We start from the raw sequence: 22684 nt of genomic DNA on the forward strand, positions 1-22684 counted from the left end.
CATGAGAAAGCTCAAAACACGGACTCGCGCAGATACACTCAACGTAGAGCCGCGCTTTCGGCCACGCCGAAACTGGGATCGGCTTATCTACTTGTCAATCCTCGCGGTATTTTTTGCGGGGTTTGGGGATTACGTGGCCGGTGACATCATTTTCCTGCGGGCTGATGGACTCGTCGTGCGTGATCATAGCGAGATTGGAGCCGATTCTCTGGTGAGGGTCACGGAAGTTGCCGTACGCCCGGGCGAGAAAGTCGAGGCAGGGGACATGCTGCTGCGGGCCGAGTCCATCGATATTCTCGGCCGTCTTGCGGAATTGACGATGAGAGAGGCTGAACTCGTTGAGCGCGGTGCGCAGTTGAAATCCGACCTGGCTTTGTCAACTGACCTTTTGCCAAGAGCCCAGGTGCGCCTGCAGGGTGTTACGGCCCGACAGGCTGAAATGGACAGGTTGAAAAAAGGACGTCTGATTTCAGCAGAGAGGGTGGCCGACTTCGAGGCCAACCGGTATGCGGTTGAAGTCGAGGCTGCAACATTGTCGTCCCGGATCAACGGATTAAAAGAGGAAATTGCGGCCCTCGACGTCAGCAGAAATCAGGCGGCAGAGGCTGTCCAGACGTTGAAGACACGCTATAGCGGCGGCGTACATCAAGCGACCATTGCTGGCGTGGTTGGCGACAATGTGCCAGCGCCGGGTGAGGTGCTCAATCCGGGTGAAACAATTTTGACATTATATTGGGGCGACGCTTACGTTCTGGCCTATCTCCCCAAAAGATACATATTCGATATTGCCGTTGGCGATGCTGTAAGCGTCAAGTCCGGACATCAGGTCAGAGCAGGTCACATTTCCGCAATCCTTCCCATGTCGACAGCGATCCCGGATGAGTTCCGAAACGCCTTCAAGCTTAATGAGACTCGCCAATTGGCACGGATAGTGTTACAGGCCGGCCCTGAACTTCCTGCAATGGCTTCAGTTCGGATTACGCGTGAATGGGATTTCTTGAGTTTCAGAGGCGCTAAATTCCCCTGAGTGATAAATATTATGAGATATTTATGTGAGTGAGCCTATTTTGTCTTGAGGTAGGATCAGCTGGCAGCGCTAACACATTTTCCAAATTTATTTAAAGCTCTAAATATCATTAGCTGGTTATTCAGGGTATTTTAGTTTGCTATCCGTATTGAATTATCAAGTTAAAATTGGGGAAACGCATGGGACATGAGCTTACACGTATCGCTTACGTCGAAGATGAACCTGATATTCGTTTCTTGACCGAGATGTCTTTGGAAGCGATCGGCGGTTTTGATGTGGCTTCATATGAAACTGGCCATGAGGCCTTGCAAAAAATAGAGGCCTTTAATCCGGATCTAATCCTTCTCGACGTCATGATGCCAGAAATGTCCGGGCCAGAGATATTGAGGAGACTCCTGAAAGAGCAAGCCTTAAAAAATATACCGGTCGTTTTTATCACCGCTAAGTCCTCGAGGAGCGATATTGAAGAGATGATGGCGGATGGCGCGATCGGAGTTATTTCTAAGCCTTATGACCCCATGACACTGGCCGATGAGGTTCGGTTGCTTTGGAGTAACTCGCCGGCGAAATTAGCTGATTGAGAATTTTTCGCACGAAGTAGGATCGCCTTTTTGAGGCGACTGCATATTTGACAAGCCCTGGGGAATCTTCCCCAAGACTATGCTCTGGACTCATGACCAAAAGATCACGCTCGCGGCGATGGCTGATGGCTGATGGCTGATGAAAAGACCTTTTGGCTTTAATTGTAAGGGTTTTCAGCGGTTGTAGGGGGGCTTGTGGGGCCATACGCAGCCGGTGCATCGCGCCGGCGTAAGTCGTTGCTATTGATTAATATAATGCCGCTAAGGACACGCTGGTCTTCCACATGCGGCACGCCATGGCGCATCGAGAAATCAGGCAGAAGCCGCTCCATCTGAGCCTCGTTCAGCCAATACAGATTGCTCATCAAGCCCTCCATAATTCGAGGAAGGTGAGTCATGCAGACCTCGCAGCCTCAACCCGATTGATGATTCCCAAAACGAGGGTCTGGACTCGTAACCAGAACATGACGAATGCGGCGAGAGCGCGTGCTGACTGGCAAACCTTCGGGCATCTGTCGTAGCGGATTGCGACGCGGCGCCAGTGCTTGAGCCGGGCAAAGCTGTTTTCGATTTTGTGGCCTTTTCGACACCGCACCTCGTCGGGCTGGATCTGGACTTTGCGGCCTCTGCGCGAAGGGAGGCATGGATTGATCACCCTGTTCTCAAGCGTTTCGCGTTACCAATCGGCTTCATAGCCAAGGTCGCCCCGGCGTCGCCGGTGACCGTGACGCAATTGGAAAAAGCTGCAATGGGCAAATGGGCGACCGAGATGCAGGTTGCGTTGCCGCTACGGCGGGTCGGTGTGGGGTTCCTCGTCACCTCGGCCATTGCGGTGTCGGGCTTCGTGGTAATGCTGACGATCATGGGGGTCCTTTTGCTGCCGGTGATGCGGATCGTCACGACTGCGGCGATCCTGGCCGGCTATGCGCTGGGGTCGTACGTGCCGGGGACCGGTGCGCTGGCGGCCCTCATCTGTCCGGCGGGCATTTTGATGCGGGATCAAAGGCCAACGCTAGCCGTGTAAGGCGGCAGCGGATCGCATCGTAATACCGCGGCCCACTGCAAACGTGATCCGCGGTAGTCGGGGCCGGCATGGACATTGCCGATCATCTGACCCAGATTGAGGGCATGATCCGATCTGCAATCTCGTTACTGGTGATCCTGATCATCCTGCCGTGGGGTGCCTTTGCCGCGGCTGGGTCTTTTCCCAGTAACCAATCGCACGTCATCGCGTCGCCGACCGGTGACATCGTGACGCAAGTGGGCCAAGACGGCATCCAGAAGGTCCAGGCCCCTAAACGGTGTCGTACCTCCGGCCTGCCCGGGACGTCCTGTTCACCATACCGGGCGCTGCCCGCCACTGTTGACATGAGCTTCGACCGCGCCGTCCGTGCGATCCGGCCGCGGACGCCAGAGCTATATCTGCACGGACGCGACGACGCGCCGCCGCGCGACCCGCCGCGTCCGGTCTGAACGCCTGCGCTTGATAGCGCTTTGCTTCGTTCAGACTGACAACAGGATTTCACCATGTTCACCAGACGATCCGTCATGGCCCTTGGGGCCATGGCCGGGCTTGCTGCATGTGCCCGGCCCGCAATCGCACCCTTGCCACCAATAGCACCCACACCACCGCCGCCGCCGATGCCGGCATTTTACGGCGCCATCACGACCGAACCTTATTTGATCCCGGCCATTCCGCCGGGCATCCTCGACCCCGCGCTGTGGCGGCAGGAGGTCGCCAATCCCTGGCCGGATCATGCGCGCGGCACGATCGTCGTCGACCCGGATGCGGCGCTGCTGCACTTCGTCATGAACCCTGACCGCGCCATGCGCTATGGCGTCAGCGTGGGGGCCGCCGGCTTTGCCTGGGAGGGGACCGCACGTCTGCAATTCTGCCGCAAGTGGCCGCGCTGGAAGGTGCCTGCAGAGATGGTCGCCCGCAAACCGGAGCTTGTCGCCTTTGCAGCGAACAAAGGCGGCATGGACCCGGGGCCGGGCAATCCGATGGGCGCGCGGGCGCTTTACCTGTTCCAGAACGGCGTCGATACGCTGTACCGAGTGCATGGCGATGCGTCGCCGCGCGAACTGGGCAAGGCTGTGTCCTCGGGCTGTATCCGGATGCTGAATCAGGATGTGATCGACATCCATACCCGCGCCGTGCACGGGGCGGACGTCATCGTGCTGCCCTCGGTCAAGCCCGACGGGCTGGCCGCCGTCTATTGATCCCGCAAACCGCTGGCCGGGCACACCGGCCAGCGGTCACAGCAGCGCGCCAATCTGTTTCGCGATCGGCACCCGGCCCGCCGAGACGACGCCGTCATCGCATCTCTTGTTTTGCCGGGTGGCGCCTATCGTGGTCGGGGCGGCGTTGATTCATAAAAATTCCGGCCCGTGCAATCAATGTACCGGGGTAGACAGCGGCAGGTCGCGGATGTTGCAATCTTGACATGTATCAACGCCGTCGTTGCCTGAGGCGCGCATCATGCGAGAGATGCAAAAAGGAGTGACACCCATGATGACCATCTCGAAACCCGCGCCGGACCGGATCGACGTCGTGCTGTCCGGTCTGCTGGATGCGAAGGCGACGGGCCATGCGCTCGACGATCTGATCGCGCAGTCGGAGGGGCTGACCCACGGCACCATGCTTTACACCGTAAAGGATTTCGACATGCCGACGCTGGGCGCGATCACCGCAGAGATTGCCCGAATGCCAGGCCTGCTGTCGCTGCTGACCCGCTTTGACCGCTGCGCGGTGCTGTCCGACGCCGGCTGGTTGCGTGCCGCCGCCGAATTCGAGGGCGCTGTGATCCCCTTCATCGCCATCAAGGCATTTCCCCTCGATGACCGGGCCGCGGCCGAGGCATGGCTTGCTGAGTCAGACGACGATGACAGTGATGAGATGGCAGAGAACTACCCGGTTTGAATGGCGTGGCGAGGATGCCGGTGGCACTGGCGGTCTGGCGCGCCGGCCCCGTTCGGTGGAGCGTGACCCCATGAAACCGGTGTCCAATGACTGGCGCGCGACGGCGATACTGGTGATCGCAGCGCTTGGCCTAGTGGCCGGCAGCGTTCTGTGGATGCTGGGGCGGCCCGATACGGCGGCGATCGTCTGGGCGACAGGCGTCGGCCCTGTCCTTGCGGCCCTGCTGGTCGAGATCGTGCGCAGCCTGCTGAAGGGCGACGTCGGGCTGGATATCGTGGCGGCCTTGTCGATGTCGGCGGCCCTGCTGGTCGGAGAGATGCTTGCGGCGTCGGTGGTGGCGCTGATGTATGCTAGCGGCACCTTCCTTGAACGCTTTGCCGAAGGCCGCGCCCGCCGCGAGATGAGCGCGCTGCTGACGCGCGTGCCGCGCACCGCGACCCGGCACACGGGCACAGCGCTTGAGGATGTGCCGCTGGACGATATTGCACCCGGCGACCTGCTGTTGATCCGGCAAGGCGATGTCGCCCCCGTCGACGGCACGCTGACCAGCGCCAGTGCGGTGCTGGATCAGTCCGCGCTGACCGGCGAGGCGATGCCGGTGCGCGTGTCCACCGGGCAGGAGGTGATGAGCGGCGTGACGAATGCTGGCGCTGCGTTCGACCTGCGGGCGACGCGCGCCGCCGCCGACAGCACCTTTGCCGGGATCGTGCGGCTGGTCGAAGCCGCGCAGGCGTCGAAGGCGCCGATGGCGCGGATGGCGGACCGCTGGTCGCTGATGTTCCTTGCCGTGACGGTGACCCTGGCCACGGCCGCCTGGTGGTTCACCGGCGACCCGATCCGCGCCGTGGCCGTGCTGGTGATCGCGACGCCTTGCCCGCTGATCCTTGCCGTGCCGGTGGCGCTGGTTGCGGGCCTGTCGCGGGCCGCGCACTTTGGCGTGCTGATCAAGGGGGCCGCACCGCTGGAGGCGCTGGCCCACATCACGACGCTGATCCTTGACAAGACCGGGACACTGACCGACGGGCGGCCACAGATCGTGTCGATCGTCCCGCAGGGCGTGCTGTCGCAGGACGAGGTGCTGTATTTCACCGCGGCCCTCGATCAGGGGTCGCAGCATCCGATTGCGCAGGCCATCGTTGCGGCGGCCAAGGCGCGTGGCGTGACCCTGCCGGTGCCGCAGGCCGTCGTGGAAAGCCCCGGTGAAGGCGTCGCAGGCACGGTCGATGGCCGCAGTGTGGTAGTCGGTGGCGCGGATTTTGTGGCGGCCCAGGTAGGGTCTGCTGGCCCCGATGGCGCCATGGCCAAGGCAGGATCGGTTGTCGTGGCCCTTGGCGTTGATGGAAAACCTGCCGGTCACCTGATAATGGCCGACGCCCTTCGCACTGGCACGGCGGACCTGCTGGCGGGGCTGCGGCGTCTTGGGGTTGCGCGCATCCTGCTGGCCACCGGCGACCGCCGCGCCGTGGCAGAGGCGGTGACGCAGGGGCTGAAGCTTGACGACGTCCACGCCGACCTGACGCCGGATGGAAAGGTCGCGCTGGTTCTGGCAGAGCGCAAGACCGGGCGCGTGATGATGGTGGGCGACGGCGTGAACGACGCCCCGGCGCTGGCCGCTGCCGATATCGGCGTCGCCATGGGGGCGCGCGGTGCCGCTGCATCGGCCGAGGCGGCGGATGTCGTCTTGCTGGTCGATCACCTTGACCGTCTGCTGCCGGGCATCGATGTGGCGCAAAAGGCCAGCGCCATTGCGTTGCAAAGCGTCGCTGTGGGGATCGGGCTGTCCGTTGTCGGTATGGTCGTGGCGGCCTTGGGCTACCTGACGCCGGTGCAGGGGGCGTTTGCCCAAGAGGCGATCGACATTGCCGTCATCCTGAACGCCCTCAGGGCGTTGCGCATAACACCGACGCAGGTGGAGGGGCCTGACGCAGGCAGTCTGCCAGACGTTCGGCCCGTTCAGTCATAGTGCGGGTTTGAACGTGTAATGATCGCTGTCCATGACCTCGGTGCAGGCAGCGGCGAAATCGTCTGCGCATTTACCCTCCAAATCGGGGGTGGCACAGACTTCGGCGCTGACGCGCAGTTCGGAGTTGTATCGTGCACAGCTTGGTCGTCGCGAGGTGAAGTCACATGGAAGCCGTTGATCGCCGCACGGCCGTCAGGCGGCGACGCCGAAGATCATGCCGACCGCGGCGGTCGCGGCCATCGCCAGTGCACCCCAGAACGTGACGCGGCCCGCCCCCTTGACGACACCGGCCCCACCGGCTGATGCACCCAGACCGCCCAGCACGGCGAGGGCCACGAGGGTGGTGAGCGCGACGAAGAGCGTGATCTGCGCGGTCACCAGCACGGCGACCAGCAGCGGGATCACGGCCCCGGTGGCGAAGGTGATCGCAGAGACCACGGCGGCCTGAATCGGATGGGCGGTGACGGTTTCCGAGATCCCCAACTCGTCCCGGGCATGGGTGCCGAGGGCGTCCCTTTCCGTCAGCTGAACGGCCACCTGCGCGGCGAGATCAGGGTCCAGACCGCGGGCGATGTAGATGCCGGTCAGCTCCTGAAGCTCCTCTTGCGGTGTGTCGGCCAGTTCCTTGCGTTCGCGGGCGAGGTCGGCCTGTTCGGCGTCGGTCTGAGAGCTGACGGAGACGTATTCGCCCGCCGCCATCGACATGGCACCCGCGACCAGACCGGCCAGACCCGCGATCAGGATTTCCGTGCGGCCCGACCCGGCGGCAGCCACCCCGACGACAAGGCTGGCGGTGGACACGAGGCCGTCGTTCGCCCCAAGGACGGCGGCGCGCAGCCAGCCGATGCGGTGAACCATATGGGTTTCCGGGTGGGTACGACGGGTCATGGGGTGAGTCCTGTGGGGGCAAGGGCGGGCGTATTGCCGCCGGGATTGGTATGACCGAACAGCGGGCCGATGCCCATGCTGTTGACGGTGCCGTCGTCCGCGCGGGTTAGAAAGAGGGCGTCGAGGCCGTTCTGGCGGGCCATCTCGGCCCCGGTCTTTGCACCTCGCACCATCAATGCGGTCGCCCACGCGTCCGCCTGCGCGCAGGTGCGGGCGATGACCGTGACAGAGGCGGGGGAGGCCAGCAGCGGCGCACCCCGGCCGGGGTCCATGGTGTGCGACAACTGGCGGCCCTGCACCGTGACCCAGTGGCGGTAATCGCCAGAGGTCGCGACGGCGGCGTTCGTGAGGGACAGGATGGACTGGGGCGTGCGGCGGTCGGGGTCGGGTTTTTCGACCGCAATGGTCCAGGGGGTGCCACTGGGCCGCAGGCCAATGGCGCGCATCTCGCCGTCGATGCCGACGAGAGCGGCGGTGATGTCGAAGGTGGCCAGCGTCTCGGCCAGACGGTCGGTACCGTAGCCTTTGGCGATGCCGTTCAGGTCGAGGGCGATGGGCGCGCGTTTGCGGACCAAGCCCGCCGTCGGGTCGATTTCCAGCAGCTCGTGGGCCGGTCGGCGCGGTTGATCCAGCAGGGCGCGGATCGCGGTGGGGTCCGCATCCGAGGGGCCGAAGCCCCAGGCGGTGACGGTGTCGCCCATGGCGATATCAAAAGCGCCGTTTGAGTCCTTGCCGATCTGAAGGCCCAGTTGCAGGACGGTCATCAGGTGGGCGGGGACCGGCCACCAGCGATCGACCGGGGCGGCGTTCAGGCGCATCAGGGCGCTATCGGGGTTCCATGTGGACATCTGGTGGTCGACGTCGTCGACGGCGGCTTGCAGGGCGGTCTGCACCGGGGCGGGATCGACACCGCGCGCGGCAAAGAACAACGCCGACCAGCGGGTGCCCATGGTGGGCCCGTTCAGGGCGTGGCGGGTCAGGTCAGTAGACATCTTCGACATAGCGCCCGTCTGCCTTGAGCGCGGCGGGGGTCAGGCCGGTGGGCATCAGGATCTCGGCCAACGCTTCGGACACGCCGGCGGCCATGTCGCGGCCACCGCAGACCATGATGCGCGCGCCGCTGCGGATCAGGGCGTCAAGCTGCGGGGCCTCGGCGCGGATGGTGTCCTGCACGTAGGTCTTGCGGGCCCCGCGCGAGGTTGCGGTGGCAAGCTCCGCAAGGCGACCGGAGGCCTGCCAGTCGGTCAGGTCGGTGCCATACAGGAAATCGCTGTCCGGGTGGCGCATGCCGAAGAACAGGTGCAGCGGGCGGCGGTTGTCATTGGCCCGGATGAAGCCCGCGAGGGGGCTGATGCCGGTGCCTGCACCGATCAGGATCAGCGGTGTCCGGTCGCGGCCCGCATGAAAGCTGGCGTTCTGGCGGACGAACGCGGGCATGGTATCGCCCGGTTCCAGCGCCATGAGCTGACCGGAGCAGAGGCCGTTTGCGTGCTTGCGGACCACGATCTCGATAAACCCGTCGCGGCGGGCAGAGGCGAGGGAGTAGAAGCGCGGGATGGCGGATCCTGCGGGGAGGATGCCCAGCAGGTCGCCGGCCTGAAAGCGGCCAAGGCTGCGTCCGGTCAGACGCTGCCACAGGGGCACGTGCGGCACGGCGAAGCGCAGGATCGCGGTGGGGGCCTGGACGGCGGTGCCGTAATCGCGGCGCGCGATCAGGGTCAGGGGGTGGGTTTTCGGCAAGGTGGGCTGGTGGTCGAGGGTGAGATCAAGGCCCATGGCCTGACCGAGGTCACGGCCCCAGCGGGCGAAGTCCTGCGGCGACTGGCGGTCGACGGTGGCGGTCGGCGTCAGCGGGTGCCAGCCAAGCGCTTCGGCCCGTGCGGCGACCTTGGCGGCATAAGCGCAGAACGCGGGAAAGCTGCGGTCGCCAAAGCCGAGGACGGTGAGGGTGGCGGTGCCGGTGTTCGGAGCCAGCTGATCGAGAAAACCTTTGGCCGATGTAGGGGCGTCGCCGTCGCCATAGGTCGCAGCCATGACAATGATGTGCTGCGCGCGCGCACAGCGGGCGGCGTCGAAGCTGGACATGGGCGCGGCGTGGACGGTCTGGCCCTTGGTGGTCAGGGCGGCGTGGAGGGTTGCGGCAAAGCTCCACGTGCTGCCGCCTTCGCTGCCGACCAGCAGGATGGTGCGGGCGGTGGCGGCGGGGTGGTTGTGCGCCAGACGCGGGCGGTCGCGGCGGCGGGACCACCACAGGATGACGCCGGTGACGCCCATGATCGGCACGCCCAGTGCCATCAGGCCGAGGACAAGGCCAAGGGCGGCAGCACCTTGTCCGGTGTGCAGCATGTAGACGGTTTCCGACACCTTGGCCCAGCCGGTCAGGTCAGCCCAGCCCAGCAGCGCGCCGGTGCCCTGATCAATGTAGCCGGTGCCGCTGTCGGTGGTCAGGGTCAAGACGTCGGTGGCGTCGCCCGCATAGGGAAAGCTGAGGGCGCGCAGGTCGGCGACGGGCGTATTCTGCAAGGTTTCGACACTGGAAAGCGCCACGCCGGTCTGGCCGCTGACTTGCGCCGGAAAGGCAGGCATGGCGGCGGTGTCAGGGATGAGGCCGAAGGTGGAGGCGGTCATCCACAGGGCGGTCAGGGAGGACAGCGCGAGGCCAACCACGGCGACGCGGGCGATTTCGACGTGGATCCGCCCCGCAAGGGGACCGCGCAGGCGGGTGAACCAGCGGCGCAGACCGCCAACCCGGCGGCGGACCAGAAGCACGCCACTGATCGCCAGCACCATCATCGCGCCCGCTCCGATCGCCGAAACGATGCGGCCGGTATCGTCGAGGAAGAGCGAGCGGTGCAGGGTGGTCAGCCAACGCTCCACCGGGTTCGGGTCGGCGCTGCCTGCGCCCTGTCCCGTGGCCGGGTCGATCACGGCGGACCCGGGGGTGTCGCCGTCGAACCAGAAGGCGGTGACCTTGCCCGAAGGCGAGCGCTTGATCTGCTCGACCCCCGGATAGGCGGTCACGATCCGCGTCGCGAGGGCGGCGACGGTCAGGTCTGCTGCGGCCTGCGGCGCACTCAGACGCTCTGCCGCCGGAAAGACGGACAGCACCGCGCCGCTGATCGTCAGCACGAGGAGGAGCGCGAGGGCAAGAAGCCCCGGCCAGCGGTGGGTGACGCGGATCATGGGACGTGCCCTTTACATGTCGTAGGTGAAATCGGCGATATAGCGGCGGCCCTTGACCGGGGTGCCGGCGCCTGTTTTGGTCAGCGGGATCGCGATCTCGTTCGGGCTTTCGCGCATGTTTTCGACGGCGGCGTCGATGTGCAGGACGTAACCCGCATCGAACAGCGCGTCAGACAGGTCGAGCGAGATGTCCAGCGTCCGGCCTGCGCCGACGCTGGCGCCCGTGATGCCGTTGATCTGCGCCGTATCGCCGCCCGTGGCACGCTGCCAGTCGATCAGGTGCTGGTAATACCGCGATTTTCCGCCCGCCATCCAGAGGCTGCCGGCATAGGCGCCGCTGGCGTCGGTGACGTAGAACGCCAGATAGGCGCCGTCACCGCCGTAGTTGGTCAATTGGGTGGACAGCGTGACCGGGCGGGCCATGGCCATCGCGGGCATGACAAGCGCCGTGGTCAGCGAGAGGGCGGTCAGCAGGGCTTTCATCGTATCTTTCTCCTGAAAAGGGGCCGTGGGGCGGTGCGGCCTGTCGGTTTTACGGGCGGCGGCGCGGGGTCCGCCGCCGTGGGTTCATTTCAGCTGGACCTGCGGGGGCGGCCCGTCGCCGAACAATCCGTTCTGCGGCGGGGCGGTGGTGCCGGCAGGGGCCGGGTTGGCGAGGCCGGAGCAGGGGGCGTTGCCGTCGTCATCCTCGCAGTCATCGTCGTCTTCGCGGTCGCGAGACCGCTCGGCATAATCGTCGTCGTCATCGTCGTCGCCGCTGACAAGGATCAGCTGCGCGTCGCTGGTCCGCGCGGCGAACGGGGCCGAGACGCTGTTCGCCGGCGTGTCGGCGCGCATCGCGCTCCACGCGGGAAGGCCGATGCCGGCGGTGATGGCCGTGGTGGCGGCCAGGAACGTGAGGGTCTTTCGCATCGTGGAAACTCCGTGTTGGGTGGTGCATTCGATCTGGGGGCGGGACCTGAAGGGGGCCTGACGGCGGGTAGATTTTTGCGTCAGCCTGCCGTCAGGGTGAGGGGGTCAGTCATTGTCTGCGTCATCGTGATCCTCGTATTCGATGCGGGTCACCTGCAGGGTGGCCGGGTGCAGCGTCACTTCGATCCGGCGGCCCTGAGCGTCGGTGCCGTCGATTTGGTAGCAGCCGTCGTCGATCTTGATCCGGCGCAGGGTCCAGTGGTTCTGGGCCGCCAGCGCGATCACCGCCGCGCGGGGTTGCCACAGGGACATGGGGACAAAGCAGTCGTCCCCAGCCAGGGCCGCCCCGGCGGGCAGCAGGATCAGGACGGCCAGCATTGTGAGTGTCTTCGTCATGCGCCAAACTCCGTGATGCGGCCCGTTGCATGTTCTATGCCGGGTGAAGCTGACGGGACGCTGAAGGTCGCGCGATGACGCCGTCAGCAAGACGTCAGGATGAACCGGCAGATCGGGGTCAACGGGATCGGGGACAGCATGCGTATACTCATTGTCGAGGACGACCAGGTGCTGGGCGCCGCCGTGCGCGACCAGATCGCCGCCGACGGGCAGTCGGTGGACTGGGTCAAGCGGCTGGACGCGGCGGGGGGATGCGATGCGGGGTGCTGCCTATGATCTGGTGCTGCTGGACCTGATGCTGCCCGACGGGCAGGGCATCGGGTTTCTGAAGGCGCTGCGGGCGCGGGGCGATGTGACGCCCGTCATCATCCTGACCGCGCTGGACCAGATCTCGGACCGGATCGCCGGGCTGAACGCCGGGGCCGATGATTATCTGGTGAAGCCGTTCGATCTGTCGGAACTGTCGGCGCGGATCGGGTCCGTGGCGCGGCGCTATACCGGCAACCCGAACCCGATCATCGTGCATGGGCCGCTGCAGATCGACACGGCGGCCCGCAGCATCCTGCTGGACGGCAAGCCGGTGCAGCTGACCGCGCGGGAATGGGCGCTGTTCGACGCCTTTCTGTCGCGGCCCGGTCAGTTGCTGTCCAAGGCGCAGCTGGAGGAGAAGCTTTATGCCTTCGGGTCAGAGATCGAGAGCAATACCATCGAGGTCCACGTCAGCCGGCTGCGCAAGAAGCTGGGCGCCGGCGTGATCGCGACGGAGCGCGGCATGGGATACCGGCTGGGCGCACCATGACGTTGCCGCGCAGTTTGCAGGCGCGTCTGGGGCTGGCCATCGGTGCGCTGATTACAGTGCTGTGGGTCGCGGCCGCGATGGTGACGGCGGTGACCGTGCGACACGAGATGGACGAGGTCTTTGATTCCGCCTTGCAGGAAGTGGCACAGCGGCTGTTGCCGCTGGCGGTCATGGATATCGTGGAGCGCGAGGAGGAAGGCATCACTCAGCGGCTGGGTGCGGTGGCGGCGCATGACGAGTTCTTTACCTTCGTGGTACGCGATGCGCAGGGGCGGGTCTTGCTGCAGTCGCATACCGCCGATCCCGCTGACTTTCCGGAGTATGACGGTGCTGGATTCCGGCAGACTCCGCTCTACCGACTGTATAACGAGGATGCCTTGCAAGGCTCTGTGCGGATCACCGTGGCAGAGCCGTTGGCGCACCGGCGACAGGTGTCGCAGGACACGCAGCTGGCGCTGGGATTGCCTTTGCTGATCGTGCTGCCGGTGACGTTGCTGGCAATCGTGCTGGCGGTGCGGGCGGGGCTGGCGCCGCTGCGGCGGTTCCGCGAACGGCTGGCCGCGCGGCATGCCCGCGATCTGTCACAGGTTCCGGCCGACGATCTGCCGCTTGAAATCGCGCCGGTGGCCGCGACGCTGAACACGCTGCTGGGAAGCCTCGACGCGGCCTTTACCGCAGAGCGCAGCTTTGCTGCCAATGCGGCGCACGAGCTGCGCACGCCACTCGCCGGGGCCATAGCACAGGCTCAGCGGTTGCAGTCCGAGACGGCGGACCCGGCCGCCCGCGCGCGGGCTGGCGAGATCGAGGCGACGCTGAAGCGGTTGACCCGGCTGTCGGAGAGGTTGATGCAACTGGCCCGTGCCGAAGGCGGGCGGCTGACGGTAGACCGGGCGCAGGATCTGAGGCCGGTCGTGCGGATCGTGGTCGATGATCTGACGCGCAGTCTGGCGCTGGGCCGGGTGACGGTGTCGCTGGCCGACGCGCCGGTAATGTCGCACCTCGACCCGGATATCTTTGGCATTCTGTGCCGCAATCTGGTGGAAAACGCGCTGCGACATGGATCGGATGGTACTGTCACGGTGAGCCTTGCGGCAGATGGACAGCTGGTGGTGACGAATGCGGGGCCGGTCGTGCCGCCGGATGTGCTGGCGGGTCTGACCGACCGCTTTGCCCGTGGCAGCACTGCGGCGGCGGGCAGCGGTCTGGGGCTGGCGATTGTTGCCTCGGTCATGAACCGGATCGGGTCGGCGCTGACACTGACCTCGCCGCCTGTGGGACAGGACGCGGGGTTCGCGGCCAGCGTGGTGATCCCGGTCGCGGTCGGAGGGCTGGCGGACGCCGCGTCTTTTCAAAGCCGTGATGACTGACAGCGCGGCTGCGGGCCTGCGTCAGATGGAACACAGGCATTGCGGGACCTTGCGACCCGGATGGACCCAAGACCGTTGGCCGTTTGCGGGACGACAATGCCTTGTCGGCGACGGGATCGTCCGCTTTGTTACGCGGTGTGGAGGGCCACGAGGCCTTAGGCCTGTGCTGCGGCCCAGTCGGCCATGGCGGGGGCGAGCACGTCGACGATCCTTTGAAAGCCCGCGACGATGGTTGCGGGCATCGTGTCACTGACGCCTGTGGACTGCGCAAAGCTGCGCGAGGCCTTGACCGTCTGGCTGCGGTCGTCGATCGCGGTCAGCGTGATGTCGATCCGTGCGATGTAGGTCTCGGGGCCTGCCACCTCGACCTCGAACGCGTCGATCCGCACCAGCAGGACGGTGTCCGGCACCGGCCCGCCATCCGTCTTGCCGACATAGCCGACGCGCCCGGTGGCCGCGATGCTGCGGATCAGCAGGGACTGGACGACGACGGGCAGATCGTCGCTCCACCGGGCGTCGGGCAGATAGGTGACGGCGGCGGGCGTGGGCCGGATCATCAGGCGGTCGGTTGCGATGGGGGCTGCGGCCTCTGGCCTTGCTACCAGAAGGGTGGCTGCGGTGCGGGGGCCGGTTCGTGTGCCGGACGCGGGGCCCAGATCATAGGTGTCCAGTGGCGTGGCCGCCGCATCGAGGGCTGAAATCGCGCTGCAGCCGCCCAGCAGCGAAGCGCCGCCAAAAAAGAGCGCCCTGCGGGTCAGGGTGCTGCGGGATGGGAAAAGGTGGGTCATTGTCATCTCCTGTATTCGGGGACGCGGTCGTCGAGGATGAAGCGGGCCGGGTCCTGTGCGATCCGGCGCACGAGGGTGTCGAGTGACGTCACAAGCCCGCGCGCGTCAGAGGCGAGGCGCGACAGTTCCGGCAGGCCGGTCGTGGCAAAGGTGCCGATGCCGGGGGCACTGGACGCGACGGCGCCCTGCACCTGTGCCACGACGGCGTCGGCGCGGGCGATCAGGGCGCGCAGGTCTGCGGTGATCGCGGGGGCGTCGCCGGCGACCTGATCGGCGGCGGTGCTGATCCGGTCTGCGGCATTGCGGATGTCCGTGATGACGGGTGCGAGGTCGGTCTGCATCAGACCCGTCGCGCTGTCGAAAGCCACCTGCGCCGACGCGAGCGCGCCGTTTGCCCCGGTCAGCGTAGCGTTAAGGCCGTCGAGGCTCCCTTGCGCCCGGACGACAAGATCGCGGGCGGCGGTCAGTGTCGTCTCTGCCGTGGTGGCCAGCGGATCGAGGCGTGAGGTCGCGCCCGTGATGTCCGTCGCCACGCGGTCCACCGCAGCGGTGGCTGTGGCGACGGCGGTGCGGATGTCGGCGACGATGGCGGGCACGTCGTCCTGCGTGATCGCCGCGATGGTCGTGATCGTGCGCTGGGCCGTGGCCAGCACGTCACGCGCCTCGGCCACCATCAGGGTGCCGTCACCGTAGACCAGCGTGTTGAAGCTGTCGGAGGCTTCGGTCACGGCGGCAAAGGCGGTGCTGGCATCCACCAGCGATTGCTGCAGTTCGGTCAGGCGCGCGTTCAGCAAATCGGGGGTTGCGGCCAGCCCGTCCAGCGCCTGTCCCGACCGGTCATGCAGGTCGGTGATCGCGGCGCGCGCCTGTGCCGCCGTTGCGGCCATATCGGCGAGGATCGCGGGCACTTCGTCGCGCAGCATCGTGCGGACGCTGGTGATCGCTTCTGTCGTGGCTGCCACGGCCGGGGCCGCATCGGTCAGTACGGTGTCGGCGCTGTCGAAGGTGCGCGTGACGGCGGCGAGGGTGGTGTCGGCGTTCGTCAGGGTCTGTGTCAGGGCGGCAGACAGCCCATCCAGCCGGTTGGTAAAGCGCGAGATCTGGTCTGTCGCGGCACTGACCGTCCCGGTGATGTCCGAAAAGTCGGTCAGCGCCTGATCCAGTCGCGCCGAGGCGGTGTCGAGGTTGCCGAGGATGCCGGTGACATGGGCCTGATTTTCCGGCCCGGTGATCGCGCGGAACTGTTCCAGCAGGCGCGTCGCCTCGGTCACAAGGTCTGGCGCATCCTCGACCAGCGCCTGCAACGTCGACCGGCGCGACGTGATGATCCGCAGACCGCCATCGACCCCGATCAGCGGGCCGGCATCAACCGTGCCGCCGGACAGCGAGATGTAGCTGACCCCCGTCACGCCCTGCGATTGCAGTTGGGCCACTGTATTGGCGCGGACCGGCGTCGCGGCGTCGATCTCGACCGTGGTCAGGACGCGGGACGGATCGGCGGGGTCGATGGCCAGACCGATGACGCGGCCCACGGGCAGCCCGTTGAACCGCACGTCGCCAGAAGCGTCGAGGCCCGAGACGTCGTCGAAATAGATGCCGTAGGTGGCGTATTGGCGGTCCAGTTGCAGGCCCGCCAGCCAGACCAGAAAGCCCAGCGATCCCACGATAGCCAGCAGGGTGAAGGCGCCGATCAGGATGTAATTCGCCTTGGTTTCCATCAGGATCGCCCCGCTGACGCGGTGGCTGCGCGGGCGCGGGGTCCGTGGAAATAGGCGCGGACCCAAGGGTGATCGATGTCCATCATCTGCGCCATGGTGCCGACCGCGATCACCTTGTGGTCGGCCAGCACGGCGATGCGGTCGCAGATTGCGTTCAGGCTGTCGAGGTCGTGCGTCACCAGAAAGACCGTCAGCCCCAGCGCCGCCTGCAACTGCTTGATCAGCGTGTCGAATGCGGCGGCCCCCACGGGGTCGAGGCCGGCGGTGGGTTCGTCCAGAAACACGATCTCTGGGTCGAGGGCGATCGCGCGGGCAAAGCCCGCCCGCTTGCGCATGCCGCCCGAAAGCTCTGACGGGAATTGCATCATCGCCGCGTCCTCCAGCCCGACCATGCGGACCTTGAGGGCGGCCAGTGTTTCGCGCAGGTCATCGGAAAGGTCGAGTTGTTCGCGCATCGGCGCCTCGACGTTCTGGCGCACGGTCAGGGACGAAAACAGCGCGCCGTCCTGAAACATCACACCCCAGCGACGGCGCAGATGGCGATAGGCGTCATCGTCGGTGTTGCGCACGCTTTGGCCGAAGACCTCGATCGTGCCTGCGGCGGGGGAAAGCAGGCCGACGATGGCGTGCAGCAGCACCGACTTGCCGGTGCCCGATCCGCCGACGATGCCGATGATCTCTCCACGTCTGACATCGAGGCTCAGCCCGTCGTGGACCGTATGGGTGCCGAACCGGGTGACAAGGTCACGCACGCGGATGATGGGGTCGGCGACACGGTCCGGCATCAGATCCCCACCGTCGCGAAGAAGATGGAAAACAGCGCGTCCAACACGATCACCATGAAGATCGACAGCACGACAGAGGTCGATGTCCGCCGCCCCAGCGATTCCGCATCGCCGCCGACACGCATGCCTTCGTAACAGCCGATGATGCCGATGATCAGGGCAAAGAACGGCGCCTTGATCATGCCGACGCCGAAGTGCCAGACGTCGGTATCCGACAGCAGCCGCGACCGGAACACGGCGGGTGACACGCCAAGGTCGATCCACGCCATGGCCGCACCGCCGACCAATCCCGACAGGTCCGCGATGAACCCCAGCGCCGGCAGCATCAGCATCAGTGCCAGCACGCGCGGCACGACAAGCACCGCGACCGGATCAAGGCCAAGGGTGCGCAGGGCGTCGATTTCCTCGCGCATCTTCATGGCACCGATGGCGGCGGTAAAGGCAGACCCCGACCGGCCCGCCACGATGATCGCCGTCAGCAGGATGCCCAATTCGCGCAGCACCGAGATCGAGATCAGGTCGACGACGAAAACCTCTGCCCCGAACTGGCGCAGCTGCGCCGATCCCTGAAAGGCGAGGACGACACCGATCAGGAAGGCCATCAGGGCGACGATGGGGACGGCATTCAGGCCGACCTGCTCACACTGATGCACCAGCGACGTCAGCCGCAGACGACCGGGCCGCAGGACGAGCCCGCCAAGGGTGGCCACGACCTGACCCAGAAACGACAACAGCTCCTTGGCCGTCTGCGCTGCCCCCGCGACACGCTGTCCGAAGGCTCCGACACTTGCGGCAATGCCATGCGGTATCGGCGGAATGATGGCCGTCGGAGTCATGTTGCGCCGCACCGTTTCGATCAACTGGGTCTGCGCCGGTGTCGCATTCAGGATGCCGGCCTGCGCGCCTGCCGACAGCCGGGTGATGATCCACCACGCGCCAGCGGTATCCATGCGGGTCAGGCCGGCGATGTCAATCGCGCTGGCAGACCCTGTTTGCACGGGGGATGCGGCCTGCACCAGCCTTGCCACAGCTTCGATCGTCAGTGCGCCCGCGAGCGCCAGGCTGTCGCCAGTCGTGGTCAGCGTGACAGGCGCGGTGCGGTCGTCAGGTCCGAGGTCCGGAATCACGCAGGCACACGCGTCGCGTCGTGTCCATTCAAGGTCACGCGGCACCTGCCGTTGATGTCCGCAGCGCGTATGCCAAGGTCACTGCACCGTCAGAACCGGGCACGCCGCATGCGACGTCAGCTTTTGCGACACGCTGCCGACGAGCAGGCCGCGCAGTGTGCCCATCCCGCGGCGTCCGGAGACGATGAGATCGATGCCGTCATCCTTGGCGTAGGCAAGGATGGCCTCTGCCGCGCTGCCGCGCAGCACTTTTGTGGATGCTGCAGCGTGGCCTGCCTCTGTCGCGATGGCTGCGCCCTGTTCCAGAACTTCAGCGGCCCGCGCCCGGACTTCGGCCTCGTCGGTGGGGACGAAGATCACTTCGGATCCAACGGCGATGGCATCGTTGCGGATCTCGGGGACATGCACGATCACCATGGTGGCGCGATACCTGTTGGCAAGGTCAGCGGCGATCCGCAGCGCCGCGGCGGCATGGTCTGATCCGTCAAAGCAGACGAGTATCCTGTTGAACATCATGACCCTCATTTGTGAATGCTTGGATGAATACACCGAGTCGCGGTCGTGGGACTTGATATGAATCAATAGCAGAAAAGAATCGCGATGGCCCGGATTTGCTGATCCGATCCGGTGCATTGCGCGCGCCCGATACATTCCGTCAAACGTCAGCGCCGTGAGCAGGAGGTTTCCATGGCTGGCAAGCGATAAGACGGGCGGACGATCCGTAATGCCGGATGAGAGGACAACCCGGCGACGGGGCGCTTATTTTCTTCGCCAAGACCGACGTGTGCGACGACATCGAGCGCCGCGCTCTGCAGACGTTACCAGCTGTCCTCGACACCGGCAGCAGCCCATCTGCCGGTTTCCGGGCTTATGCTGCCTGCGATTGACCATTGGCGATTTGCAAAGGGAGCGAGACCGTAAACTTTGCGCCATGGCCCAGCCTGCTGTCGACGGTTATCAATCCGTTCAGGTGTTCGACGGTCCGCTTCACGATGGTCATGCCGAGTCCGGTCCCCCCATAGGTTCGGGAAATATTCGCGTCCGCCTGCTCGAACTCTTCGAAGATTCGCGCGTGATCGGCCGACGCGATCCCGATCCCCGTGTCGCAGACTTCAATCACGATCTGGCCGTAGGAGTCTTCCTTGAGGTGGACCCGGACATATCCGGAATCGGTGAACTTGACCGCATTGCCGACCAGATTTTGCACAATGGTCGTCAACGCCTTTCGGTCGACAAAATAGGTGTTTTTGCCAAGCTGGTTGTCGATCTCGAGTGCCACTGATTTCGACTCTGCGAGAGGTGAAAACTCGGCCAGAATGTCGCTCATGAGATCGACAAGAGGGGTTTCCTCCAGAACGGATTCGATCTGCCCCGCGTCAATCTTGGCGAGATCCAGAACATCGCTTACAAAGGTCATCAGCTTGTCTGCTGATCGGGTCAGGATGTCATTCAGACGCGCCGACTGCCGATCAGACTTGGCGTGGCTCAACATCTTGATCGAAGCGATGATGCCGGTCAGCGGCGTCCTGATTTCATGACTGATATGCGCGATGTAACTGCTGCGGCTTGCGAGGAGGTCCTGAAGCCGCTCTCGCGCTCTGCGTTCTTCCAGCGCCAGCGTCCGTGCTTTGATGATGTCATCGACGCAGCATGCAAGCTTTTCAAGCATCTCGATATCGCGCGCTGACCAGTCTCTGATCGTATGCGTCATACAACACAGGGAACCGATCACCCTGCCGGTCGTCGTATGGATCGGACTTCCGATATACGACCGCAAATTCTGCGCTTGCAGAAGGGAATTGGTCTGCGTGCGAATGTCTTTTTGCAGGTCAGGGATCGCGACGGTCCGGCGTGTCGCGACGACATGCTTGCAAATCGAGTCTTCAAGACATGTTTCGCAATGATCCATCGGATCGAAAAGTGGACCAACGGACGCGGCGATGAGTTGCCGTCCTTCTACTGTTTCGACCACGGAGACATGAGATACCGGCGCTTCCAGCAAGCAGCCTGCAAGTTTGACGATGTTGAGAATGCTCTCGTCAATGCCTTGATGCAGGAGGCCAAGCGCTTCAAACGTGTAAGCCTTAGCCAAGATTTATCCCTCATTTTTTGCAGTTTAGCTTTGATAGAGATCGGCGATCTTAAGGTGTTAAATCAGGCAAATGTGTGACTGAACCAAGCGTCACGGCGGGAATCTTATCAAGAGAATAAAATTGTATCAGCCAAGTCTCGCCTCATCTTGATGATGACGGCTAGCGCAGATCCTGACCGAGACCCGCGCGGTCTGGCCAAAGTCATGCCATCCGGCCCCGGCAGCGCCTGATCCTTGGTCGTCGTGTCGGCGGCACTGAACCGCGCATGAACGCGGCGTTTGGCGTTTGCGGGCTGCGCCACTGCAGCGGTGCCTGCCTTCCAAGATTGCAGAATTGCAATGATCGCGAAAACGACGCTGCACACAGGCGGACCAGAAACACGGTTGCAGGCGCCGTGACGCAATCGCGGTGACCTGCATCTGATTGTCCGGCTGCTGGCCGGATCCACCGAGGATTTTTGCCATGAAGAACTTCTTGCTCAGCACTGTGCTGATCATCGTTCCGGTCGCCGTCTTTGCGGTCGGTTACACAGCACTGTCACCGGCCCCGACCGCGGCGTCACAGGCCACGGCGGCCCGTCTGGGTGACATGACGCCCTTCCAGACGATCACGACCGACGTGCAATCCATTGTGGCGACCGGCGATCTGGCCGCGGCGCAGACGCGGATCACCGACCTTGAAACCGCATGGGATGACGCGCAGTCCACGCTGCGGCCCAACAATACCAGCGCCTGGGGCCATGTCGATGGCGCCATCGACGATGCGCTGTCTGCCCTGCGGGCCAAGGCGCCCGATGCCGGGCAGGTGGATGTGACGCTGGTCCGCCTGCAGACGGCCCTTGCCGACCCGACTGCAGGCGGTGACGCAGCGGGCGTCGCCCGGACGGTGTCGGGCGTGGCCACCACCGACGCCAACGGGCGCGCGCTGCCCTGCGAGGTGATGCTGGAACAGTTCCGCAGCACGCTTGCCGTCGCCACAGTGGCAGAGGCGGACCGCGCGACCATCGATACGCTTCAGTCCAAGGGGACGGAGCGGTGCAACGCCGACGATGATACGCGCGCCGATGATTTCTTTGCGCAGGGCATTGCCCTGATGACCAACTGATCCCGCCTGAAGGAGGCTCGACATGACGACGCTCACTTATGGGACCGCTGCCGATACCGGCACGGCCCACACGCATGACACCCCGAACCGTGTCCCGGCGGTGACGGTCAGTTTCTGGCTGATCAAGCTGATGGCCGTGACCATGGGCGAGACGGCTGCCGACTTTCTGGCGGTCAATCTCGGCCTGGGGCTGACGGCCACGTCGCTGCTGATGGCGGCTGTGCTGGTCGTGGCGCTGGTGCTGCAGTTCCGTCAGAAGCGCTATGTGCCGTGGTCCTACTGGCTGGCGGTCGTGCTGATCTCGATCGTGGGGACGCTGGTGACGGACAATCTGGTCGACAACTTTGGTGTGTCGCTGGTCACGACGACGGTGCTGTTCACCGTCCTGCTGGGGCTGACCTTCGCAGCCTGGTATGGATCAGAGCGTACGCTGTCGATCCACGAGGTCAAGACGACGCGGCGCGAGGCGTTCTACTGGCTTGCGATCCTGTTCACCTTCGCGCTTGGCACGGCGGCGGGCGATCTGGTGGCAGAGCATTTCGGGCTGGGCTACCTTGCCACGGGGATCCTGTTCGGGATGATCATCGCGTCGATCACGGCAGGATACTTTGCGCTGACGCTGAACGGGATCTGGGCCTTCTGGATCGCCTATATCTTTACCCGGCCTCTGGGTGCTTCCTTTGGCGATCTGCTGTCGCAGCCTGCGGATTACGGCGGCCTTGGCCTTGGCACGATCGTCACGAGCGCGCTGTTTCTGGCTGCCATCATCGGGATCGTCATCTACATGTCGTTGACCCGCGTGGGACAGGAGGCGCCATCGCACGCCTGACGGAATCGCCGTCCGAACGCGCGAACGTGATTGCGGGCGCCCTCCGGCGCCCGTTCATCCTGTGCCGCGGTCGCGGAAAACTGCGCGGAACCGAAACCATGGCAATCCCTTCACATTGATATGCGGCCCGATCATTTTAGCTGACAGTGTCAGCGATCCGGATCTGCAGGTCCATCCGAGGTCGAACGCGCATCGCGCGCG

The 22684-nt window shown here is 64.7% G+C and carries 22 protein-coding genes and 3 pseudogenes; 11 read left to right on the top strand and 14 right to left on the bottom strand.

The window, feature by feature from the left end; all coding sequences use genetic code 11:
* The first annotated feature begins 1 nt into the window (after position 1).
* Positions 2-1027, top strand: a complete 1026-nt coding sequence (locus tag GLR48_RS06375) for an HlyD family secretion protein (protein WP_237059766.1) — start codon at positions 2-4, stop codon at positions 1025-1027.
* 179 nt (positions 1028-1206) lie between these two features.
* Entirely contained in the window at positions 1207-1608 is a 402-nt protein-coding gene (locus tag GLR48_RS06380; protein ID WP_237059768.1) for a response regulator, read from the top strand.
* A gap of 197 nt (positions 1609-1805) precedes the next feature.
* Here the strand turns inward: GLR48_RS06380 and GLR48_RS06385 are convergent.
* Together GLR48_RS06385 and GLR48_RS26035 are read right to left on the bottom strand one after the other, a co-directional pair.
* A pseudogene (locus GLR48_RS06385) lies at positions 1806-1973 on the bottom strand (IS5/IS1182 family transposase); the annotation flags it as partial.
* Between the two features lie 89 nt (positions 1974-2062).
* Positions 2063-2179: pseudogene (locus GLR48_RS26035) on the bottom strand (IS5/IS1182 family transposase); the annotation flags it as partial.
* Here GLR48_RS26035 and GLR48_RS06390 point away from each other — a divergent pair.
* The 5 genes from GLR48_RS06390 to GLR48_RS06410 all read left to right on the top strand — a co-directional run bounded on the left by GLR48_RS06390 (position 2150) and on the right by GLR48_RS06410 (position 6494).
* Positions 2150-2632, top strand: coding sequence for a hypothetical protein (locus GLR48_RS06390; protein ID WP_237059770.1), 483 nt, complete (start codon positions 2150-2152; stop codon positions 2630-2632). The pseudogene GLR48_RS26035 and the gene GLR48_RS06390 overlap by 30 nt on opposite strands.
* A 68-nt stretch (positions 2633-2700) precedes the next feature.
* Complete coding sequence (locus GLR48_RS06395; protein WP_237059772.1) at positions 2701-3081, top strand: hypothetical protein; 381 nt, start codon at positions 2701-2703, stop codon at positions 3079-3081.
* A gap of 54 nt (positions 3082-3135) precedes the next feature.
* Positions 3136-3831 carry a L,D-transpeptidase gene (locus tag GLR48_RS06400; protein ID WP_237059774.1) on the top strand — a complete coding sequence of 232 codons (696 nt, stop codon included), beginning with the start codon at positions 3136-3138 and terminating at the stop codon, positions 3829-3831.
* Positions 3832-4120: 289 nt separating this feature from the next.
* Positions 4121-4531: an STAS/SEC14 domain-containing protein gene (locus tag GLR48_RS06405; RefSeq protein ID WP_237059775.1), complete on the top strand. Its 411-nt coding sequence runs from the start codon at positions 4121-4123 to the stop codon at positions 4529-4531.
* A gap of 70 nt (positions 4532-4601) precedes the next feature.
* Positions 4602-6494, top strand: coding sequence for a heavy metal translocating P-type ATPase (locus GLR48_RS06410; protein ID WP_237059777.1), 1893 nt, complete (start codon positions 4602-4604; stop codon positions 6492-6494).
* A 192-nt stretch (positions 6495-6686) separates the two neighbouring features.
* Here GLR48_RS06410 and GLR48_RS06415 read toward each other — a convergent pair whose 3' ends face one another.
* The 6 genes from GLR48_RS06415 to GLR48_RS06440 form a co-directional block, all read right to left on the bottom strand.
* Positions 6687-7382: a VIT1/CCC1 transporter family protein gene (locus GLR48_RS06415; RefSeq protein WP_237059779.1), complete on the bottom strand. Its 696-nt coding sequence runs from the start codon at positions 7380-7382 to the stop codon at positions 6687-6689.
* Positions 7379-8383: an FAD:protein FMN transferase gene (locus GLR48_RS06420; RefSeq protein WP_237059781.1), complete on the bottom strand. Its 1005-nt coding sequence runs from the start codon at positions 8381-8383 to the stop codon at positions 7379-7381. The genes GLR48_RS06415 and GLR48_RS06420 overlap by 4 nt, the downstream gene beginning before the upstream one ends.
* Positions 8364-10565: a PepSY domain-containing protein gene (locus tag GLR48_RS06425; protein ID WP_237059784.1), complete on the bottom strand. Its 2202-nt coding sequence runs from the start codon at positions 10563-10565 to the stop codon at positions 8364-8366. Before GLR48_RS06425 ends, GLR48_RS06420 begins: the two co-directional genes overlap by 20 nt.
* Before the next feature lie 12 nt (positions 10566-10577).
* Positions 10578-11048 (bottom strand): DUF2271 domain-containing protein, encoded by a 471-nt coding sequence (locus GLR48_RS06430; protein ID WP_237059786.1) that lies wholly within the window; start codon positions 11046-11048, stop codon positions 10578-10580.
* 84 nt (positions 11049-11132) lie between these two features.
* Entirely contained in the window at positions 11133-11477 is a 345-nt protein-coding gene (locus GLR48_RS06435; RefSeq protein WP_237059788.1) for a hypothetical protein, read from the bottom strand.
* 105 nt (positions 11478-11582) lie between these two features.
* On the bottom strand, positions 11583-11873 hold the full coding sequence (locus GLR48_RS06440) for a PepSY domain-containing protein (protein WP_237059790.1): 291 nt from the start codon (positions 11871-11873) through the stop codon (positions 11583-11585).
* A gap of 138 nt (positions 11874-12011) precedes the next feature.
* Here GLR48_RS06440 and GLR48_RS06445 point away from each other — a divergent pair.
* Positions 12012-12672 (top strand): annotated as a pseudogene (locus GLR48_RS06445) (response regulator transcription factor).
* Positions 12669-14039 (top strand): ATP-binding protein, encoded by a 1371-nt coding sequence (locus GLR48_RS06450; protein ID WP_237059792.1) that lies wholly within the window; start codon positions 12669-12671, stop codon positions 14037-14039. Before GLR48_RS06445 ends, GLR48_RS06450 begins: the two are co-directional and overlap by 4 nt.
* Positions 14040-14194: 155 nt before the next feature.
* Here GLR48_RS06450 and GLR48_RS06455 read toward each other — a convergent pair whose 3' ends face one another.
* The 6 genes from GLR48_RS06455 to GLR48_RS06480 all read right to left on the bottom strand — a co-directional run bounded on the left by GLR48_RS06455 (position 14195) and on the right by GLR48_RS06480 (position 20549).
* A complete protein-coding gene (locus GLR48_RS06455; protein ID WP_237059795.1) occupies positions 14195-14827 on the bottom strand; it encodes an ABC-type transport auxiliary lipoprotein family protein in 633 nt (210 codons plus the stop codon).
* Positions 14828-14829: 2 nt separating this feature from the next.
* Positions 14830-16545: an MlaD family protein gene (locus tag GLR48_RS06460; protein WP_237059808.1), complete on the bottom strand. Its 1716-nt coding sequence runs from the start codon at positions 16543-16545 to the stop codon at positions 14830-14832.
* Complete coding sequence (locus tag GLR48_RS06465) at positions 16545-17330, bottom strand: ABC transporter ATP-binding protein (protein ID WP_237059810.1); 786 nt, start codon at positions 17328-17330, stop codon at positions 16545-16547. Before GLR48_RS06465 ends, GLR48_RS06460 begins: the two co-directional genes overlap by 1 nt.
* A complete protein-coding gene (locus tag GLR48_RS06470) occupies positions 17330-18454 on the bottom strand; it encodes an ABC transporter permease (RefSeq protein WP_442915830.1) in 1125 nt (374 codons plus the stop codon). Before GLR48_RS06470 ends, GLR48_RS06465 begins: the two co-directional genes overlap by 1 nt.
* Positions 18455-18535: 81 nt before the next feature.
* The gene (locus GLR48_RS06475) at positions 18536-18970 is read right to left on the bottom strand and encodes a universal stress protein (RefSeq protein ID WP_237059812.1); all 435 of its coding nucleotides are present in this window, start codon (positions 18968-18970) and stop codon (positions 18536-18538) included.
* Positions 18971-19325: 355 nt separating this feature from the next.
* A complete protein-coding gene (locus GLR48_RS06480) occupies positions 19326-20549 on the bottom strand; it encodes a GAF domain-containing sensor histidine kinase (RefSeq protein WP_237059814.1) in 1224 nt (407 codons plus the stop codon).
* A 463-nt stretch (positions 20550-21012) separates the two neighbouring features.
* Here GLR48_RS06480 and GLR48_RS06485 point away from each other — a divergent pair, with 463 nt between their 5' ends.
* Both GLR48_RS06485 and GLR48_RS06490 read left to right on the top strand, forming a co-directional pair.
* Complete coding sequence (locus tag GLR48_RS06485) at positions 21013-21654, top strand: hypothetical protein (RefSeq protein ID WP_237059816.1); 642 nt, start codon at positions 21013-21015, stop codon at positions 21652-21654.
* Between the two features lie 22 nt (positions 21655-21676).
* Complete coding sequence (locus GLR48_RS06490; RefSeq protein WP_237059818.1) at positions 21677-22483, top strand: COG4705 family protein; 807 nt, start codon at positions 21677-21679, stop codon at positions 22481-22483.
* Positions 22484-22684: the final 201 nt, after the last annotated feature.

The sequence above is a fragment of the Loktanella sp. M215 genome (assembly GCF_021735925.1).
In the GTDB taxonomy this organism is placed as follows: Bacteria; Pseudomonadota; Alphaproteobacteria; order Rhodobacterales; family Rhodobacteraceae; genus Loktanella.

Bases quoted from the DNA above. Each gene is read 5' to 3' on its own strand.
- GLR48_RS06425 (WP_237059784.1), bottom strand. From the start codon at position 10,565: ATGATCCGCGTCACCCACCGCTGGCCGGGGCTTCTTGCCCTCGCGCTC.
- GLR48_RS06485 (WP_237059816.1), top strand. From the start codon at position 21,013: ATGAAGAACTTCTTGCTCAGCACTGTGCTGATCATCGTTCCGGTCGCC.
- GLR48_RS06410 (WP_237059777.1), top strand. From the start codon at position 4,602: ATGAAACCGGTGTCCAATGACTGGCGCGCGACGGCGATACTGGTGATC.
- GLR48_RS06380 (WP_237059768.1), top strand. From the start codon at position 1,207: ATGGGACATGAGCTTACACGTATCGCTTACGTCGAAGATGAACCTGAT.
- GLR48_RS06465 (WP_237059810.1), bottom strand. From the start codon at position 17,330: ATGCCGGACCGTGTCGCCGACCCCATCATCCGCGTGCGTGACCTTGTC.
- GLR48_RS06430 (WP_237059786.1), bottom strand. From the start codon at position 11,048: ATGAAAGCCCTGCTGACCGCCCTCTCGCTGACCACGGCGCTTGTCATG.
- GLR48_RS06455 (WP_237059795.1), bottom strand. From the start codon at position 14,827: ATGACCCACCTTTTCCCATCCCGCAGCACCCTGACCCGCAGGGCGCTC.
- GLR48_RS06460 (WP_237059808.1), bottom strand. From the start codon at position 16,545: ATGGAAACCAAGGCGAATTACATCCTGATCGGCGCCTTCACCCTGCTG.
- GLR48_RS06415 (WP_237059779.1), bottom strand. From the start codon at position 7,382: ATGACCCGTCGTACCCACCCGGAAACCCATATGGTTCACCGCATCGGC.
- GLR48_RS06420 (WP_237059781.1), bottom strand. From the start codon at position 8,383: ATGTCGAAGATGTCTACTGACCTGACCCGCCACGCCCTGAACGGGCCC.
- GLR48_RS06440 (WP_237059790.1), bottom strand. From the start codon at position 11,873: ATGACGAAGACACTCACAATGCTGGCCGTCCTGATCCTGCTGCCCGCC.
- GLR48_RS06405 (WP_237059775.1), top strand. From the start codon at position 4,121: ATGATGACCATCTCGAAACCCGCGCCGGACCGGATCGACGTCGTGCTG.
- GLR48_RS06400 (WP_237059774.1), top strand. From the start codon at position 3,136: ATGTTCACCAGACGATCCGTCATGGCCCTTGGGGCCATGGCCGGGCTT.
- GLR48_RS06490 (WP_237059818.1), top strand. From the start codon at position 21,677: ATGACGACGCTCACTTATGGGACCGCTGCCGATACCGGCACGGCCCAC.
- GLR48_RS06375 (WP_237059766.1), top strand. From the start codon at position 2: ATGAGAAAGCTCAAAACACGGACTCGCGCAGATACACTCAACGTAGAG.
- GLR48_RS06435 (WP_237059788.1), bottom strand. From the start codon at position 11,477: ATGCGAAAGACCCTCACGTTCCTGGCCGCCACCACGGCCATCACCGCC.
- GLR48_RS06395 (WP_237059772.1), top strand. From the start codon at position 2,701: ATGGACATTGCCGATCATCTGACCCAGATTGAGGGCATGATCCGATCT.
- GLR48_RS06450 (WP_237059792.1), top strand. From the start codon at position 12,669: ATGACGTTGCCGCGCAGTTTGCAGGCGCGTCTGGGGCTGGCCATCGGT.
- GLR48_RS06475 (WP_237059812.1), bottom strand. From the start codon at position 18,970: ATGTTCAACAGGATACTCGTCTGCTTTGACGGATCAGACCATGCCGCC.